The organism is Streptomyces sp. NPDC059695 (assembly GCF_042733785.1).
Taxonomy (GTDB): domain Bacteria; phylum Actinomycetota; class Actinomycetes; order Streptomycetales; family Streptomycetaceae; genus Streptomyces.
On sequence record NZ_JBHWFF010000001.1, the window covers coordinates 12,018 to 29,502 of the forward strand.

General features: G+C 73.3%; 15 protein-coding genes. 13 read left to right on the forward strand and 2 right to left on the reverse strand.

The window, feature by feature from the left end; all coding sequences use genetic code 11:
* Positions 1-267, reverse strand: a 267-nt coding sequence (locus tag ACFV2S_RS00065; RefSeq protein ID WP_385552443.1) for a LysR family transcriptional regulator, incomplete at its 3' end; no start/stop codon positions are given.
* Between the two features lie 183 nt (positions 268-450).
* Between ACFV2S_RS00065 and ACFV2S_RS00070 the strand changes: the two genes are divergently transcribed.
* The 11 genes from ACFV2S_RS00070 to ACFV2S_RS00120 all read left to right on the forward strand — a co-directional run bounded on the left by ACFV2S_RS00070 (position 451) and on the right by ACFV2S_RS00120 (position 12,219).
* On the forward strand, positions 451-1,866 hold the full coding sequence (locus ACFV2S_RS00070; protein WP_385552446.1) for a 2-hydroxymuconic semialdehyde dehydrogenase: 1,416 nt from the start codon (positions 451-453) through the stop codon (positions 1,864-1,866).
* A complete protein-coding gene (locus ACFV2S_RS00075) occupies positions 1,863-2,678 on the forward strand; it encodes a 2-keto-4-pentenoate hydratase (RefSeq protein ID WP_383792866.1) in 816 nt (271 codons plus the stop codon). The genes ACFV2S_RS00070 and ACFV2S_RS00075 overlap by 4 nt, the downstream gene beginning before the upstream one ends.
* Positions 2,675-3,418, forward strand: a complete 744-nt coding sequence (locus tag ACFV2S_RS00080) for a 2-keto-4-pentenoate hydratase (protein ID WP_385552449.1) — start codon at positions 2,675-2,677, stop codon at positions 3,416-3,418. The genes ACFV2S_RS00075 and ACFV2S_RS00080 overlap by 4 nt, the downstream gene beginning before the upstream one ends.
* On the forward strand, positions 3,415-3,858 hold the full coding sequence (locus ACFV2S_RS00085; protein ID WP_385552452.1) for a RidA family protein: 444 nt from the start codon (positions 3,415-3,417) through the stop codon (positions 3,856-3,858). Before ACFV2S_RS00080 ends, ACFV2S_RS00085 begins: the two co-directional genes overlap by 4 nt.
* Positions 3,855-4,427, forward strand: a complete 573-nt coding sequence (locus ACFV2S_RS00090; protein WP_385552455.1) for a 3-hydroxyanthranilate 3,4-dioxygenase — start codon at positions 3,855-3,857, stop codon at positions 4,425-4,427. Before ACFV2S_RS00085 ends, ACFV2S_RS00090 begins: the two co-directional genes overlap by 4 nt.
* Positions 4,424-5,446 (forward strand): amidohydrolase family protein, encoded by a 1,023-nt coding sequence (locus ACFV2S_RS00095; RefSeq protein WP_385552458.1) that lies wholly within the window; start codon positions 4,424-4,426, stop codon positions 5,444-5,446. Before ACFV2S_RS00090 ends, ACFV2S_RS00095 begins: the two co-directional genes overlap by 4 nt.
* Positions 5,443-6,357: an acetaldehyde dehydrogenase (acetylating) gene (locus tag ACFV2S_RS00100; RefSeq protein ID WP_385552461.1), complete on the forward strand. Its 915-nt coding sequence runs from the start codon at positions 5,443-5,445 to the stop codon at positions 6,355-6,357. The genes ACFV2S_RS00095 and ACFV2S_RS00100 overlap by 4 nt, the downstream gene beginning before the upstream one ends.
* Entirely contained in the window at positions 6,354-7,436 is a 1,083-nt protein-coding gene (gene dmpG / locus ACFV2S_RS00105) for a 4-hydroxy-2-oxovalerate aldolase (RefSeq protein WP_385552463.1), read from the forward strand. Before ACFV2S_RS00100 ends, dmpG begins: the two co-directional genes overlap by 4 nt.
* A gap of 49 nt (positions 7,437-7,485) precedes the next feature.
* On the forward strand, positions 7,486-8,736 hold the full coding sequence (gene kynU, locus ACFV2S_RS00110; protein ID WP_385553538.1) for a kynureninase: 1,251 nt from the start codon (positions 7,486-7,488) through the stop codon (positions 8,734-8,736).
* Positions 8,737-8,916: 180 nt separating this feature from the next.
* Positions 8,917-10,677 (forward strand): hypothetical protein, encoded by a 1,761-nt coding sequence (locus tag ACFV2S_RS00115; protein ID WP_385552466.1) that lies wholly within the window; start codon positions 8,917-8,919, stop codon positions 10,675-10,677.
* 72 nt (positions 10,678-10,749) lie between these two features.
* Positions 10,750-12,219: an amino acid permease gene (locus tag ACFV2S_RS00120; protein WP_385552469.1), complete on the forward strand. Its 1,470-nt coding sequence runs from the start codon at positions 10,750-10,752 to the stop codon at positions 12,217-12,219.
* A gap of 68 nt (positions 12,220-12,287) precedes the next feature.
* Here ACFV2S_RS00120 and ACFV2S_RS00125 read toward each other — a convergent pair whose 3' ends face one another.
* Positions 12,288-13,880 (reverse strand): alpha/beta hydrolase, encoded by a 1,593-nt coding sequence (locus ACFV2S_RS00125; protein WP_385552472.1) that lies wholly within the window; start codon positions 13,878-13,880, stop codon positions 12,288-12,290.
* Positions 13,881-14,214: 334 nt separating this feature from the next.
* On the opposite strand from ACFV2S_RS00125, the gene ACFV2S_RS00130 reads away from it, so the two are divergent.
* Both ACFV2S_RS00130 and ACFV2S_RS00135 read left to right on the forward strand, forming a co-directional pair.
* Positions 14,215-15,429 carry a 4-hydroxybenzoate 3-monooxygenase gene (locus ACFV2S_RS00130; protein ID WP_385552475.1) on the forward strand — a complete coding sequence of 405 codons (1,215 nt, stop codon included), beginning with the start codon at positions 14,215-14,217 and terminating at the stop codon, positions 15,427-15,429.
* 215 nt (positions 15,430-15,644) lie between these two features.
* Positions 15,645-17,414 carry a methyltransferase gene (locus tag ACFV2S_RS00135; RefSeq protein WP_385552478.1) on the forward strand — a complete coding sequence of 590 codons (1,770 nt, stop codon included), beginning with the start codon at positions 15,645-15,647 and terminating at the stop codon, positions 17,412-17,414.
* Positions 17,415-17,485: the final 71 nt, after the last annotated feature.

A 17,485-nucleotide genomic window follows, 5' to 3' on the forward strand; every position in this document is an offset into this window, starting at 1 on the left:
TGGGGGGCCGCCGGGGCGCCCAACGGGCCCTCCGGCGGGGGGGGGTGGGCGGGCGCGCCCCCCCCCTCGGCGGGGCCCCCCCCGGCCCGGCCCCCCCCCCACGAAGAGCGGGAGGTCGGCGATGCCCTCCAGTTCGCGGAGGGTGCGGGTGGCCGCGGGCTGGGTGAGGTGGAGCGTCTCGGCCGCCCGCCCGACGCTGCCGTGGTCCACGATCGCGACCAGGAGGGTGAGGTGCCGGAACTTCAGCCGGCCGTCCAGGAGATCCATCGCCCGGGGGTCCTTCCGTGTCCGTGTGCGGAGCACTGGATGTCTCCATACCCGATTCGGTATGGGTCCAGCGCTTTTTGGCATTGGTTCGGTATGGCTCGGTGGGCGCATGATACCGGCACACGCCGGGGCCCGTTCCGAAGCCCCGGCCTGGCGACGGAGGTCTGCAAGGTGCGCTCACCTGTGCGGCATTACGTGGGGGGCGGGTTCGACGCGTCGGGCGTCCCGTTCCCGCTCTTCGATCCGGCCCGCGGGGTCGTCGTCGGCGAAGTGCCTTCGGCGTCCCGGGAGTTGGTCGACCGCGCGGTGGGCGCGGCGCGGGAGGCGCTGCGCGGCCCGTGGGCGGCCTGGAGTGCGGCGGACCGTTCGCGGCTGCTGCACCGGGTCGCGGACGGCATCGAGGGACGATTCGAGGAGTTCGTGGACGCCGAGTGCGCGGACACGGGCAAGCCCCGTGAGCTCGCCGCGACGGTCGACATCCCCCGGGCGATCGCCAACTTCCGGTCGTACGCGGACCTTCTGGCCGGTCGCGGCGAGCGGTCCTGGCACACGCCCACTCCGGACGGCCGTGGCGCGCTGAACTACACGGTGCGCAAGCCGCTGGGCGTGGTCGCGGTGATCTCGCCGTGGAACCTGCCGCTGCTGCTGCTCACCTGGAAGGTGGCGCCCGCTCTCGCCACGGGGAACACCGTGGTCGCCAAGCCCTCCGAGCTGACCCCGGGCACGGCGTGCCTGCTGGCGGAGGTGATGGCGGAGGCCGACGTGCCGGCCGGCGTCTTCAACGTCGTCCACGGCGGCGGTGCGGACGCCGCGGGCCAGTGGCTCACCGAGCACCCCGGGGTGGACGCCGTCGCGTTCACCGGGGAGTCCCGCACCGGATCGACGATCATGCGGGCCGCCGCCGCGCGGCTGGCCCCCGTCTCGTTCGAGCTGGGCGGCAAGAACGCCGGACTCGTCTTCGCCGACGCCGATCTGGAGCAGGCCGTGGCGGGCACGCTCCGCTCGTCCTTCACCCACAGCGGGCAGGTGTGCCTGTGCACCGAGCGGGTGTACGTGGAGCGGCCGGTGTTCGAGGCGTTCGCCGAGGCGCTGGCCGCCGGCGCGCGGGCGCTGACCGGCTACGGCCCGATGGTCTCGGCCGCGCACCGTGACAAGGTCCTGGGCTATCTCGGCAAGGCCGGGGCCGACGGCGAGGTGCTCGCGGGAGGGGGCGCGCCGCGGTTCTCCGACGACCGGGACGGCGGCTTCTGGGTGGAGCCGACCGTGCTCTCGGGGCTTCCGGAGGACCACCCGGTGGTGCGGGAGGAGATCTTCGGGCCCGTCGTCCACCTGGCGCCGTTCGACACCGAGGAGGAGGCGCTGGCGTACGCGAACGCCGGGCCGTACGGGCTCGCCGCCACCGTGTGGACGGGTGACGTCGGCCGGGCGCACCGTGTGGCGCCCGCCCTCGACGTGGGGATCGCCTGGGTCAACACGTGGAACCTGCGCGACCTCCGCACCCCCTTCGGAGGTGTGAAGGCCTCCGGCATCGGCCGTGAGGGCGGCGATCACTCCCTGGACTTCTTCTCCGAGCCGATGAATGTGTGCGTGAAGCTGTGAGCACGGTGGACGAAGCGGTGGCGAGGGCCGCCGAGCGCCTGGACACGGCGCACCTGACGGGCGTTCCCTGTGAGCCCGTCCGCGATCTGCTGCCCCCGGGGGACCTGGAGGCCGCGTACGCCGTCCAGAGTCTCCTCGGCGAGCGCCGGACCGCTCAGGGGCGCCGGGTCACGGGCTGGAAGATCGGTCTGACGTCGGCGGCCGTGCAGGCCCAGCTCGGGGTCGACCGACCGGACTTCGGCCGTCTGACGGACGACACGGCCGTGCCCGACGGCGCGGAGATCCCCTGGGGCACGGTGCTCCAGGCGCGGGCCGAGGCGGAGGTCGCCCTGGTCCTGGAGCACGACCTCACGCACGAGCGGCACACCGTGGCCGACGTGATCCGGGCGACCGCCTTCGCACTGCCCGCCGTGGAGGTGGTGGGAAGCCGGATCCGTGACTGGGACATCTCGGCCGTGGACACGATCGCCGACAACGCCTCCAGCGGCGCGTACGTCCTGGGCACCCGCCCCGTACCGCTGCGGGAGCTCGACCTGCGGACCGTCGGCATGGTCCTGGAGCGGCGCGGTGAGCCCGTGTCCACCGGTGCCGGCGCCGCCTGTCTGGGCAATCCGCTGCACGCCGCCGTGTGGCTGGCCGACACGCTCGCCCGGCTCGGCCGCCCGCTGCGTGCCGGGGACACCGTGCTCACCGGCGCGCTCGGCCCCATGGTCACGGTCGAACCCGGTGACGTGCTCGAAGCCCGTATCGACGGCCTCGGTTCGGTGCGCGCGGCCTTCGGCCGCACCGGAGCGGAGGGAGACACCCGATGAACATCACGGAACTGGCCGGGGCGCTCGACTCGGCGGCGCGCGAGGGCCGTCCGCTGCCCGGCGGCGGCAGCGGCCTGAAGGACACCGGGGAGGCGTACGCCGTCCAGGAGGCCCTGGTCGCCCGGCGGCTGGCCCGCGGCGAGCGGCTGACCGGGTTCAAGCTCGGCTTCACCAGCGTGGCCAAGATGCGGCAGATGGGCGTGTCCGACCTGATCCACGGGCGGCTGACGGACCGGATGGAGATTCCCGACGGGGGACGGTTCGACGTCTCGGGCCTCATCCACCCGCGGGTCGAGCCCGAGGTGGCGTTCCTGCTCGGCGACACCCTGCGCCCCGGAGCCGACCCCATGGCGGCGGTCGCCGCCGTGGCCCCGGCGCTGGAGGTCATCGACTCCCGCTACGACGGCTTCCGGTTCTCGCTCCCCGAGGTGATCGCCGACAACACCTCCGCCGCGGGATACGCCGTGGGGCCCTGGAGCGCCCCGGGCGAGCTCGGCGACCGCGGTGTCCTGCTGGAGCTCGACGGGCGCCTGGCCGAGGCCGGTTCGACCGCGGCGATCCTCGGGCACCCGCTGCGGGCCCTCGCGGCCGCGGCCCGGCTGGCCGGTGAGCTGGAACCGGGCACGGTGATCCTGGCCGGTGCGGCGACAGCCGCCGTGCCGCTGCCGCCCGGGACGCATGTCCGGGCCACGGTCGCCGGCCTCGGCAGCGTCCGGTTCACCACCGGGGAGGACGCGTGATCGTGCCCGGCGCGGCCCCGCCCCGCGGCCGCTTCCCGCACTTCCGGCGCGCGGGCGACCTGGTCTTCGTCTCCGGTACGAGCTCCCGCCGCCCCGACGGCACCTTCGCCGGCGCGAGCGCCGACGCGATGGGCGTGACGGACCTCGACATCCGTGCCCAGACCCGTGCCGTGCTCGACAACATGGCGCGTGTGCTGGCCGCTGCGGGCGGCGGGCTGGAGGACCTGGTCTCCGTCACCACGTACCTGGTCGGCATGAACGACTTCGGCGGCTACAACGAGGTCTACGGCGCGTACTTCGACGAGAGCGGGCCGGCCCGCACCACCGTCGCCGTCCACCAGCTCCCCCACCCGCACCTGCTGATCGAGATCAGCGGCGTCGCCCACATCCCGCAGCACTCCCCCGAGTCCCCCTCCCGAAGCGAGGAACCGCGCCCGTGACCATGAGACCGTTCAACCTCCAGTCCTGGATCGAGGAGCACCGCCACCTGCTCAGGCCGCCGGTCGGGAACGTCCAGATCTGGCAGGACGCCGACCTGATGGTGACGGTCGTGGGCGGCCCGAACCGCCGCACCGACTTCCACGACGACCCGATCGAGGAGTTCTTCTACCAGCTCAAGGGCGACATGGTGCTCCGCGTCATGGACGAGGAGGGGAGCCCGCCGCGCGACATCCACATCCGTGAGGGGGACGTCTTCCTCCTCCCGCCGCACGTGCGGCACTCCCCGCAGCGGCCGGAGGAGGACAGCGTCGGCCTGGTCGTCGAGTTCGCCAGGCCGCGGGGGCAGCGCGACGCCTTCGAGTGGTACTGCACCGAGTGCCACCACCTGGTGCACCGCAGCGAGGTGCAGCTGACCTCGATCGTCGACGACCTCCCGCCGGTGTTCGAGTCCTTCTACGGCGACGAGGCGGCCCGCACCTGCGGGAACTGCGGTGCGGTGCACCCGGGCAAGGACTGGCCCGAGAAGCTGCGTCCGCGCACCCGTCGCGACGAGGCGGGCGGCGCATGACCGTCGTCGACATCCACGCCCACGTCTTCCCGGAGATCGGCCGTGCCGAGTCGCGGCGGCTCACCGGATCCGACGACGGCCCCTGGCTGCGGACCACGGACGGTCCGGACGCCGGGATGATGATGTCCGGATCGGCCGAGTACCGGCCGGTGCGGCGCACCCTGTGGGACCCGGCGGAGCGCGTCGCCGACCTGGACCGGCTCGGCGTGGACATCCAGGTGCTGTCCAGCACCCCGCTGCTGTTCGGCTACGGGCTGGAGTCCGGGCGCGCCGCAGACTGGTGCCGTACGGTCAACTCCCGTCTCCTCGCGTACGGCGCGCACGCCCCGCACCGGCTGGCCCCGCTGTGCCAGGTGCCTCTCCAGGACACCGAGGCGGCCTGCGCCCTGCTCAGCGAGGCGATGCGCGAGGGGTTCCACGGCGTCCACATCGGCAACCACCTCGGCGACCGCGACCTCGACCACGGGGCGCTCCTGGAGTTCCTCACGCACTGCGCCGACGAGGACGCGGCCGTCCTGGTCCACCCGTGGGACCTGCCGGCCGGTCCGCGCTTCTCCCGGTACATGCTGGCCTGGCTGGCGGGCATGGCCGCCGAGACCCATCTGACGATCCTGTCGCTGATCCTGTCCGGCGCCTTCGAGCGGCTCCCGGCCTCGCTGCGGCTGCTGTTCGCCCACGGCGGCGGCAGCTTCCCGTACCTCCTGGGCCGCGCCGACAACGCCTGGCACCGCCGTGACCTGGTCCGCGCCGACAGCCCGCACCCGCCGTCGCACTACACCCGGCGCTTCTCGGTCGACTCGGCCGTCTTCGACCCCGGCGCGCTGCGCCTGCTCGTGGACGTGATGGGCGCGGAGCGGGTGCTGCTCGGCTCCGACCATCCGTTCCCGCTCGGCGAGGAGGAGATCGGCCGGCTGGTGCGGGAGAGCGCGCTCACCCCGGAGGAGGCGGAGGCCGTCCTCGGCGGCAACGCCGTCCGCTTCTTCGGTCTCGCCCCGCTGCTGAAGGAGGCCGTCCGATGAGGGCCGCCGTGATCGGATCGGGCAACATCGGCACCGATCTCCTCATCAAGATCGTCCGGGGCGCGGGGAGCGTCACCGCGGCCGCGCTGATCGGCATCGACCCGGAGTCGGAGGGGCTCGCACGGGCCCGCCGGCTCGGGGTGCGCACCAGCGCGGACGGTGTGGCAGGGCTGCTGGCGCTCGACGACTTCGACGACATCGGCATCGTCTTCGACGCCACGTCGGCAGCCGCCCACCACCGGAACGCCGCCGCGCTCGCCCCGTACGGCAAGCGGATCATCGACCTCACCCCGGCGGCCCTCGGCCCCTACGTCGTGCCGCCCGTCAATCTCGACGAGCACCTCGACGCCCCCGACCTGAACATGGTCACCTGCGGCGGCCAGGCCACCGTCCCGATCGTCGCCGCCGTGTCGGCGGTGGCACCCGTGCACTATGCGGAGATCGTCGCCTCGATCGCCTCGCGGTCGGCGGGCCCGGGCACCCGGGCGAACATCGACGAGTTCACCGAGACCACCGCCCGCGCCCTGGAGCGGGTGGGCGGCGCGGCCCGGGGCAAGGCGATCATCGTCCTCAACCCGGCGGAGCCGGCCCTGCTGATGCGGGACACGGTGCACTGCGTCGTCGACGACTGCGACACGGATCGGGTGGCCGCCTCGGTGCACGCGATGGCCGCGTCCGTCGCCGCGTACGTGCCCGGCTACCGGCTCAAGCAGGAACCGCAGTTCCGGACGCTGCCGGACGGCGATCCGCTGGCGCGCCTGGCCGGCGGCGGGCGGCTGCTCGTCTCCGTCTACCTGGAGGTGGAGGGGGCCGCCCACTACCTCCCGGCCTACGCCGGAAACCTCGACATCATGACCTCCGCCGCGCTGCGCACCGCCGAGCGCCTGGCCGAACGGAGTCCGGTCCGATGACCTCGGTCTACGTCCAGGACGTCACCCTGCGGGACGGCATGCACGCCGTGTCGCACCGCTACACCCTCGACCAGGTGCGGGCTGTCGCGGCCGCCCTGGAGGCCGCCGGCGTCGACGCCGTCGAGGTCGCCCACGGCGACGGCCTGTCCGGCTCCTCCGTCACCTACGGGCCCGGGGCGCACACGGACTGGGAATGGCTGGAGGCCGCGGCCGAGGTGCTCGACCGGGCCAGGCTCACCACCCTGCTGCTCCCCGGTGTCGGGACGGCCGCGGATCTGCGCCGCGCCCACGCCCTCGGGGTCACGTCCGTGCGCGTCGCCACGCACTGCACGGAGGCGGACATCTCCGCCCAGCACATCGGCCTGGCCCGGGAGCTGGGGATGGACGTGGCGGGCTTCCTCATGATGTCGCACATGGCGCCCCCGGCCGAACTGGCCGCCCAGGCCCGCCTCATGGAGTCGTACGGCGCGCACTGCGTCTACGTCACGGACTCCGGCGGCCGGCTGACCATGGACGGCGTACGGGACCGGGTCCGCGCGTACCGTGACGTCCTCGACCCCGCGACGGAGATCGGCATCCACGCCCACCACAACCTCGGTCTGGGCGTGGCCAACAGCGTGACGGCGGTGGAGGCGGGCGCGTACCGCGTGGACGCCTCGCTCGCCGGCCAGGGCGCCGGAGCGGGGAACGCGCCCCTGGAACCGACGGTGGCCGTCTTCGACCTGATGGGCTGGGAGCACGGCTGCGACCTGTTCCCGCTGATGGACGCGGCGGAGGAGCTCGTACGGCCAACGCAGGACCGGCCCGTGCGGGTGGACCGGGAGACGCTGACGCTGGGATACGCCGGGGTGTACTCCAGCTTCCTGCGGCACGCGGAGACGACCGCCCTGCGGCACGGTGTCGACACCCGGGACCTGCTCGTCGCGGCCGGACGGCGGCGGCTCGTCGGCGGGCAGGAGGACCTGCTCGCGGACATCGCGCTGGACCTCGTCCGAGACCGTGACGCCGCCGTGCCCACCGCCTCCGCCTCCCCCTCGCCCGCTGCCTGTCCCGCCGCTTCTCCCGCACCGATGGAGTGACTTCGTGCCGACCGGAACATCGTCCGAGAACCTCACCGGAACACCCGCCGTGCCGCTCACCGCGGCGCACGCCGAACGCGCCGCCGCGCTCGACGCCGCCGACCCGCTCGCGCACGTCCGCGACCGCTTCCTCCTCCCCGAGGGGGTCGTCTACCTCGACGGCAACTCCCTCGGCGCCCTTCCCGCCGCCGTCCCGCCGGCCGTCGAGGACGCCGTGCACCGGCAGTGGGGCACCGACCTGATCCGCTCCTGGAACGCCAACGGCTGGTGGGAGGCCCCGGTACGGACCGGCGACGCCATCGGCCGGCTGATCGGCGCGGCCCCCGGGCAGGTGGTGGCCGGCGACTCCACCAGCGTCCAGCTGTTCAACACCCTGCTCGCCGCCGCCCGGCTGCGCCCGGGCCGCCGCCTGCTGCTGACCGATCCCGACCACTTCCCCACCGACCAGTACATCGCCGACTCGGTGGGGCGGCTCCTCGGCCTGGAGGTCCGCCGGGTGCCCGCACGCGAGGCCGCCGCCGTGCTCGCCGCCGAGGGGACGGACGTCGCGGTCGCCGCCTACGCCCCGGTGGACTACCGCACCGGCGAGCTGTACGACATGGCCGCGCTCACCGCCGCCGCGCACGCCGCGGGGGCCCTCGCGCACTGGGACCTGTGCCATGCGGCGGGCGCCCTGCCGATCGCACTCGACGCCGTGGCGGCGGACTTCGCGGTCGGCTGCGGCTACAAGTACCTCTCCGGCGGTCCCGGCGCACCGGCGTTCGCCTACGTCGCCGACCGCCACCAGCGGGCCTTCGACCACCCGGTCACCGGCTGGCACGGGCACGCGGAGCCGTTCGCGATGTCCGGCACGTACGCCCCCGCCGCGGGCATCACCCGGGCCCGCATCGGAACGCCCGCCCTCCTCTCGCTCGTCGCCCTGGAGGCCGCGCTGACGGCGTACGACGGCGTGGACATGGAGTCCGTACGGGCCAAGAGCCTCTCGCTGACCGGGTTCTTCCAGGAGTGCGCCGACTCCCTCCTCGACGGGATGGGGTTCACCCCGGCCACCCCGCGCGAGCCCGGGCGGCGGGGCAGCCAGGTCGCCCTGCGGCACCCGGAGGCGTACCCGCTCGTCGCGGCGCTCACCGCGCGCGGGATCATCGGCGACATGCGCGCCCCGGACCTGCTGCGGTTCGGCTTCAACGCCCTCTACGTCACGCACGCGGACGTGCTGGGCGCCGTGTCCGCGCTGCGGGACATCGTGTCCACGGGCGCCCACCGGGACGCCGCGTTCCAGCAGCGTCCGACGGTCACCTGACCGGTCCTCACGACCACCCGGCCCGCGCGATCCCCGAGGTCACCGCATCCGCGTGACCACCGCGCCACCGGGTCCACGCCGGTCGGTCCTCTCCGCACCGGCGAGCCGTGCCGTGCCCGCGCACGGCCGGCGCCCCCTTCGCACGTCCACTCTCCGCCGCAGAGAACCCGAGGACAGCCCATGCGATCCCTCCACACCCGAGCGACCCTGGCCGCGGCCGTGGCCGCCGCCACCGCCGCGACCCTTCTCGTGCCGGGCAGCTCCGGCGCCACCGCCGCCACCCGCGATCCGAACATCCCCGAGGTCTGCGCCGACCGGCGCCCGGAGCCGGCGGACCCCGGCGCGTACGGCATGCAGCTGGACGAGACGTTCCGCCACCCGGCCCTCACCCCGGTCGACGAGGAGCACGAGCACTCCTTCCCCGGCCGCAACGCGACGTACGACACCCGTTCGTACATCAAGAACATGAAGGTCGAAGCCTCCTACGAGGGCGCGGACTTCACCCCCGACTACTTCCACACCTGGCAGAACATCGTCGACTTCGGCGGCCGCCGTTACATGTTCCAGTACGACCGGTCCGAGGGCCGCGTCTACGACATCACCGACGTGAAGAAGGTGAAGGTCGTCGAGCGGATGAGCCGGGGGGACGTGGACGGCGACGAGACGCGGTCCAACGGCGACTGGGCGGCCAACGACTACTGGGGCGCCTCCACCATCCAGTGGAACGACAAGCTCCGCGCCTACGTGATGGTGCAGAGCTTCGAGGACAAGCGGCAGATCCAGGAGCTCACGGACGACCCCGCGCACGACAAGTACAACAACCCGGAGGGCGTCAGGAAGCTGCGGGAGAAGCCCGGGCTCAAGGGCTTCAAGGTCTTCCGCCTGGACGGCCCCCGCAAGAAGGACTGGAAGCTGCTGGCGACCGTCTCCACCGACGCCACCCAGAAGGACCCCCTCGGGAGCGACCCCGACGCGGCGCAGCAGGGATCCGGTTCGCTCGACACGCCGTACTGGACCGGCGAGCGGTACATGTTCATCGCGACGGCGCCCGACGACACGTACTCCCGCACGGAGTACCCGACCAACCTGCACTCGGCGGGCTACCAGTCCTGGGACATGGCCGACCCGGCCCACCCGAAGCTCCTCGACACCTGGCACCTGCCTGGCCAGCGGACCGGTGAGGACGCGGCGTACCGGAAGAACCCGCGCTGCGGGAACCGCACCAGCTGGATGGGCGCGCGCATGCCGCTGTTCATCCCCAGGCCCGTGGAGCGGGGCGGGCGTTACGCGTTCGCGGCCATGGGCGGCTACGGCCTGACCGTCCTCGACATCTCGAACCCGGCGGACATGAGGACCGTGAGCCACCTGGACCTGCCGCCGTCCGTCTCGGGCACCGAGGGCGACAACATCGACGTCTCGCAGTACGAGCGGACCGGGATCGTCTACTACTCCGGCTACCCCCTCACCGAGGACTGTTACGAGCCGTACAAGGACGTCTACCAGATCGACGCCAAGGACCCGAAGAACCCCCGCGTCGTCGGCGTCCTGCCCCGCCCGACCCCGCCGCCGTCGGCCGGCTTCACCGACTTCTGCCAGCGTCGCGGCAGCTTCGGCCCCAAGCGGACCGGCTCCTACACCAACCCGGGCCGGCACACCCCCGGGGTGCTCGGCTACGGCTTCTACAACGCGGGCGTCCAGTTCTTCGACGTGTCCGACCCGGCCGCGCCGGAGATCGACGCCTACTTCGTGCCGAAGGCGTACGGCACCGGGACCCCGGACTACGCGTACGGCAACCAGACGCACGGCGTGTACGTGGAGTGGGACCGCAACATCGCCTGGGTGCTGACCAACCACGGCATCTACGCCCTGTCCTCGCAGAAGGTGCTGGGCAAGCCCGACCTGGACCGGCCCGAGAAGCCGTTCCGTACCAGCGAGTTCTGATCCGCGGCGGGCCCGCCCGCCCGCTCCCGCCCCCTCGGCACCCCCCGCCGCCCCGTACGGAAGGACACCGTCATGGCCGCTCCGGAAAGACCCGCCCAGGCTCCCGCCTCCTCGCAGGACCCCGCCTCGCCTCCCCCTCCCGGCGCTCCCGGCGCTCCCGGCTCTCCCGGGAAGGACACGGGCCTCGTCCGCTCCCTCACCCCTCGTCAGACGACGATGATCGGCCTGGGCTCCGCGCTCGGGACGGGCCTGTTCCTCGGCTCCGGGTCGGCGATATCCGCCGCGGGACCCGCGGTGATCATCTCGTACGCGATCGGGGCCGTCCTGGTCGCCGTCATCGCGGTCCTGCTCGGCGAGATGTCCGCCGCGCATCCGGTGCAGGGGTCGTTCGGTGCCGTCGCGCACCGGTACCTCGGCCCCTGGGCCGGCTTCGTCACCCGCTGGACGTACTGGTTCAGCGCCGTCGTGGTCATCGGTACGGAGGTCGTCGCCTCCGCGCTCTACATCCGCTGGTGGTGGCCCGGTGTGCCGATGTCGGCGGCCATCCTCGCGGTCGCGGCGCTGGTGCTCGCCGTCAACATCATCAACGTGAAGTCCTTCGGCACCACCGAGTTCTGGCTGTCCGCCATCAAGGTGACCGCCCTCGGCGCGTTCATCCTCTGCGCCGCCTTCCTCGTGTTCTTCGGCCTGCCGGACCACGAGGCCACCGGCCTCGCGCACCTCACCGACGACGGCGGGTTCGTGCCGCACGGCGCCAAGTCCGTCTGGATCGCCATGTCCGTGGTGATGTTCGCCTACGCCGGCTTCGAGGTCGTCGCCATCGCGTCGGCCGAGGCCACCGACCCGCAGCGCTCCATCCGCACCGCGATGCGTCAGCTCGCCTGGCGGCTCAGCGTCTTCTACGTCCTGGCGATCACCCTGGTCGTGGCCCTGATCCCGTGGCGGAGCCTGGCCGCCGGCGACGGCAGCGTCGAGGCCAGCCCGTTCGTGCGGGTCTTCTCCGACGTCGGCGTGCCCGCCGCCGCGACCCTCACCAACCTGGTCGTGCTCGTCGCGGCCGTCTCCGCCGCGAACGCCCACCTGTACGGCGCCTCCCGGCTCCTGCACTCCCTCGGCGACGACGGACTGGCCCCGGCGCCCGTGGCCCGTCTCACCTCGCGCGGAGTCCCGGCCAACGCCCTGGCCGCCTCCACCCTGGGCATCGCGGCCGCCGCGCTGCTGGCCTTCTACGACGTCGGCGGCATCTTCGGGATCCTGATGTCGATCGCGCTCTTCGCCGTGCTGCTCGTGTGGCTGCTGATCCTCGCCTCGTACATCGCCTTCCGGCGCCACCGCGACGCGCACCCCGAGGAGTTCACGGGGTTCAGCGTCCCCGGGGGGAGCAGGCTCGCCCTCGTGGCGGGGGCGGGCGTGCTGGCCGTCGCCGCCACCGCGATCGAGGTCCCGGACATGCGCCAGGCCGCGGGCGTCGGCCTCACCTTCACCGTCGTCCTGCTCGGCTGCTACGCCCTGACCGTCTTCCGCCGGGCCCGGCGGGGCTGAGAGGCGACGACCACGGGGCCCCCGCAGCACTGCGGGGGCCCCGTGTCACGCGCTCCTGACCGCTTCGGTCAGAAGCGGTCCTGCCGCCCGGGGAGGGGCGTCGGCAGCGGGAGGTCCAGGCTGTTCTGCGCCTGGGCGGGGGTGGCCCGGCAGGTCAGGTCCGCGGCCGGCAGCCGGCCCGTCGTCAGATAGGCGGTGGCGGTCTTGTCGGCGCAGGACTTCGAGCCGTAGACGCCGTGCCCCTGGCCGTCGAGGACGGTGACCATCCGGGAGCCCTTCAGGCTCCGGTGCAGCCCCTGTCCGCTGACGAGCGGCGTCTGGGAGTCCCACTCGTTCTGGAGGACGAGCGCACCGACGCGGTTGTCCACCTGGGTGGCGGGCTCGGAGCCGTTCTTCCAGAACGCGCACGGCATGATGTTCGACGTGAAGTCCCCGTACAGCGGGTACCGGGCCTTGTCGCGGATCGCGTCGCGGCGGTACTGCTCCGGGTCGCGCGGCCACGCGCGGGTGTCGGCGCAGGCCACGGACCAGAAAGCAGCGTCCATGTTGTCGGAGGGGACGGCGCGGGCGAACGACGGCGGTACGGGAACCGGCGAGGTGCTCCGCTGCGACGACGCCGCGGACGGAGCCCCTTCGGCGGCCTTCTTCAGCTCGGCGACCGCCTCGGCGGCGCCCTTCACGTCGAAGAACAAGGCCCGGCCGGCCCGGATGTCGTCGCCGGTCAGGAGCGTGCCCTGGAAGTCGATCGGATTGCGGTCCGCCTGGGCGACCAGGCCCCAGAAGGTCCGGCCGACCTTCGCGGGCGTGTCGCCGAGCCCGTACGTGGCGTGGCGCTCCGCGGTCCACCTGGTCCAGCGCTTGAACGCCGGCTCGGCGCCCTCGGCCCACACCTGGATCATGCCGCGCCAGATCCGCTGGGGGTCGACCGCGCTGTCCAGCACGAAGCGGTCGGAGCGCTTCGGGAACATCTGCGTGTAGACGGCGCCCAGGTACGTGCCGTACGAGTACCCCAGGTACGAGATCTTCCGCTCGCCGAGCACGGCACGGATCACGTCCATGTCCCGCGCGGTGTTGCGGGTGGTGAGGTGCGGCAGGACGTCACCGGCCTTCGCGCGGCACTTGTCGGCCACGGTCCGCGCCCAGCGGACGTCCTTGGCGAACGTCGCGGCCTTGTACGGGCGCTGCCAGTTGCGCTCGTCGTCGTTCAGACCACAGCTCACGGGCGAGCTCTGGCCGACGCCCCGGGGGTCGAAGCCGATCAGGTCGTAGCGCTCCTTCACCGCCGTCGGCAGATCCGGGCCCATCCACAGGGGCATGTCCAGCCCCGGGCCGCCGGGGCCACCGGGGTTGAGCAGCAGGACTCCGCGGCGCTTCTGAGGATGCGTCGCCTTGATCCGGGAGACGGCGACCTGGAGCTTCTTGCCCCCGGGCCGGCTGTAGTCGAGCGGGACCGTGAGCGTCGCGCACTGGAAGTTCGCCGGAGCCCCGGCCTCGCAGCGCTTCCAGCGCGGTATCTGCCGGGTGTACTGCTTCAGGGGGTCGGCGGACACCGCCGACCGGAGTGCCGGGGCGTCCGCGAACGCGACGGCGGGCGTGAGAGCGGGGACGAGGGCCGCGGCCGCGCCGAGGGCCACGAGGGGTGCAGTTCGTCTGCTGCGCACAGTGAGTCAGATCCTTGCGGGAGGTGGATGATCCGTCCCATGCACCCTTGTGCAAGCGGCAGTTGGGCACATCCCTCCGCCGGGCGGCATCGTGTCCGACCACAGGAGGAGATCGCCCGGGGAAATGGTTCCCGAGGCGGAGAACGCGAGGTGCCGTTTCCCCGTCCGCTCCCCCGTACGTCCGTCTTCGCCGCGTCGGCGATCCGGGCGGGAGCGGCCGATTTCCCCTCACCCGCACGGAATGAAGAATTGCTGTTCCGATCTTCTTCCTATTGCGGCATTCGAATTACTCATGATCATCCGCGGGATTCTCCGTGCTTATCATTCCCAGGCTATGACAGAAGATCAGAATGGCCTGGCGTCGCGCGCCTCGGCGGACGTGGTCGTCCTCGGGGCCGGCCCCGCCGGTCTCGTGCTCGGCAACCTCCTGGTGGCCGCGGGAATCGACTGCGTCGTCCTCGAACGGGCCACGCGCTCCCACATCCGGACCCGGGCCAGGGCGGGATTCCTCGCGCCGAACACCGTGCGGATCCTCGACCGCCACGGCCTGGCGGACGGGCTGCACCGGGACGGACGCTCCCACGGCACGTGCGAGTTCCGCACCACGGACGGCGGATTCCGCCTCGACTACGGCGCCCTCGGCCGTGGTGAGCGGCACACCGTCTACCCCCAGCAGAACCTGGTGTCGGACCTGCTGGAGCACTACGTCGAGGCCGGCGGGCGGATCCGCTTCGGCACTGAGGCACGCTCCGTGCGCGACGCCGACGGCACCCGCCCCCACGTCACCGCGCGGGAGCCCGACGGGCGCCCCGTCCGGTGGGACGCGCGTTACGTCGCCGGCTGCGACGGGCGCCACGGCGCCGCCCGCCGCTCGCTGCCGCCGGGCGCCGTCCTCCACCGTCACGACCACGGCGTGAGCTGGCTCGGCCTGCTCGCCCAGGCCCCGCCCAGTCTCGACGCCGTCGGCTACGCCGTCCACGACCGCGGCTTCGCCGGCCACATGGCCCGGGGCCCGCAGGTCACCCGCTACTACCTGGAGTGCCGCCGCGGCACCCCCGCCGACGCCTGGTCCGAGGAGCGGATCTGGGACGAACTCGACCTGAGGATGCGCGCCGGGGAGTACGGCCCGCTCCGCAGGGGGCCGATCACCGAGCGCGGCGTCGTCGACCTGGCGTGCGACGTCGTCGAGCCCCTGCGGCACGGCTCGCTCCTGCTCGCCGGCGACGCGGCGAGCCTGACCGCCCCGGCCGCCGCGAAGGGGGCGAACCTCGCCGTGCTGGAGGCGGAACTCCTGGCCGGAGCCCTGGCCGAGGCCCTCCACCGAGGGGACGCCGGAGCTCTGGACCGCTACTCGGCGCAGTCCCTGGCGGCCATCTGGCGGGCCCAGGAGTTCACCCAGTGGATGACCGGACTGCTCCACGCTCTGCCGGGCCAGGAGCGTTCAGAAGGATCGTTCTTCCAGGCCTCGGTGCGACGGGCCCGCCTCGATTCCCTTCGCACCTCCCGCGCGCACCAGGACTGGTTCGCCGAGAACTACGTCGGCGTCTGAGCCGGTCCCGCGCGCCGGGTCCCGTTCCGGATCCCGGCTCTCGTCACCAGCCCGTCACGGTCTCCGTGCCGCCCACCTACCGGGCCGTTCCCCCGGCCCCGCCATGTCTCTTTCCCCCTCCACCCCAGCACCCACCTGAGGACTCCCTCGTCATGACAACGACGCTCCCCGCGGAATCCCACGTCCCCGCCACGGCTCCGCGGTCCGGTGAAACGATGCTGCACGACGACGCCGCCCGTCTGCGCGCGGCGGCGGCCTTCGTACTGCATCACGGCAGCGCGACGCCGCTGCCCCTCCTCCTGCCTGGCCTGCACGGTCCCGAGCTCGATTCCGTGGCCGCGCACTGCCGGTTCGCCCACGTCGGCATCCTGGTCTTCCCCCGGGACCCACGGCACCTGCGGGACCTGCTCACCGCGAGCGGGCTCGCCGCCGACACCCCGTCCCGCCCCAGCGTCGTCGTACGGGAGCGGCTGGCCCGGCGCCACCGCCGCGACGTGGCCGACCTCGACGTCCGGATCCTGCGTCCCCGCGTCCACGGTCCGGCGGGCGAACCGCGCGCGGTGGAGGTGTTCGCCCTCGCCGCACCCGCGGGATCCGGCCTCGAGCCGGTCGCGGCGCACGAACGCGCCCTCGGCCACGAGACCCACCTGGCCTTCGAACTGGAGGACCCCGAGCCGCTCGTGCTGCACGGCCTGTGCGCCGTGCTCGGCAGGTACGGCGCGCGCCCGGACGGCGGCGGGTACAACCCGCACGAGAACGGAACGGTCCTCTACTTCGCCACCCCGGACTCGACGTGCGGCTACCGCCGGCTCGAGCTGTACGCGCCCGGCGACCACCGCGAGCTCCTCGCCGCCCATCTGGGGGAGTCCCCGGGTACGTCGCGCCCCGCCGAAACGCTCCTCCAGCTGCTCACCGGGGCCTGGACCACCCAGGCACTCGCCGCGTTCGCCCGCCTTCGTCTGCCCGAGGCCATGGACTCCGACGGACCCACCGGCCTCCGGGAACTCGCCCGGCGCACCGGCACCCACCCCGACGGCCTCGGCACCCTCCTGCGCTACCTCACCATGCTCGGCGCCGTGGCCGAGGACACCGAAGCCGCCGGTGTCACCTCCGGAGAGGGCACGTTCCGCCTCACTCCGCTCGGCCGCCTGCTCCGCGCGGACCTCCCGGACTCGATGCGCCCCCTGGCCCTGATGTACGGAGGTCCCTTCTACCGTTCCTTCGCCGCCCTGGACCACTCCGTGCGAACGGGACGGCCCGGCTTCGACCACCTCTTCGGCGAGGACCACTTCGCCCACTTCGCCCGGGACCCCGAACTGGCCGACCTCTTCGACCGCTCCATGGCCGCGAGTTCCCGGATGTTCCAGCCGCTGCCCGCCCACCCGGTGATCGCCGCGGCGGCCCAGGCCCCCACGCCCCGGACCGTCGTCGACGTGGCCGGCGGCAACGGGGAACTGCTCGGGCGCGTCCTCACCGCGCATCCGTCCCTGCGCGGCACGCTCCTCGAACGCCCCCACGCGGTCGAGGCCGCCCGCCGTTCGCTCGGCTCGCTGGAGTGCGGTGCCCGCTGCGACTACCGCAGCGGCGACTTCGCGGATGTGCCGGACGGCGGGGACGTCTACCTCCTCTCCCGCGTCCTGCACGACTGGGACGACGACCGGTGCCGGGAGATCCTGCGTCACTGCGCCCGCGCGATGCCCGCCCACGCCGACCTGCTGGTCGTCGAGCGGCTCCTGCCCACGGACGGCTCGCCCTCACTGGCCACGGCCTGGGACCTCCACATGATGTGCAACGTCGGTGGCCGCGAGCGGAGCGCCGAGCACTACGCCCGGCTGCTGTCCGACGCCGGCCTCGAGCTCGTCGACCGCACTCCCCTGCCCCTGGAGGCCCACGTGCTGCACGCCCGCAAGGCATCGCTCACGGACCCGGCGAACACTCACGGCCAGGGTGGCCTGAAGTCACCTGAGGTGCCGCGCGATCGGTGACCTTCCGGGGGCCCGGCGGTGGCCGGGGCCCGGCCCCTCCCCCGTTCGCCCACCGGACGCTCCGTGGAGAC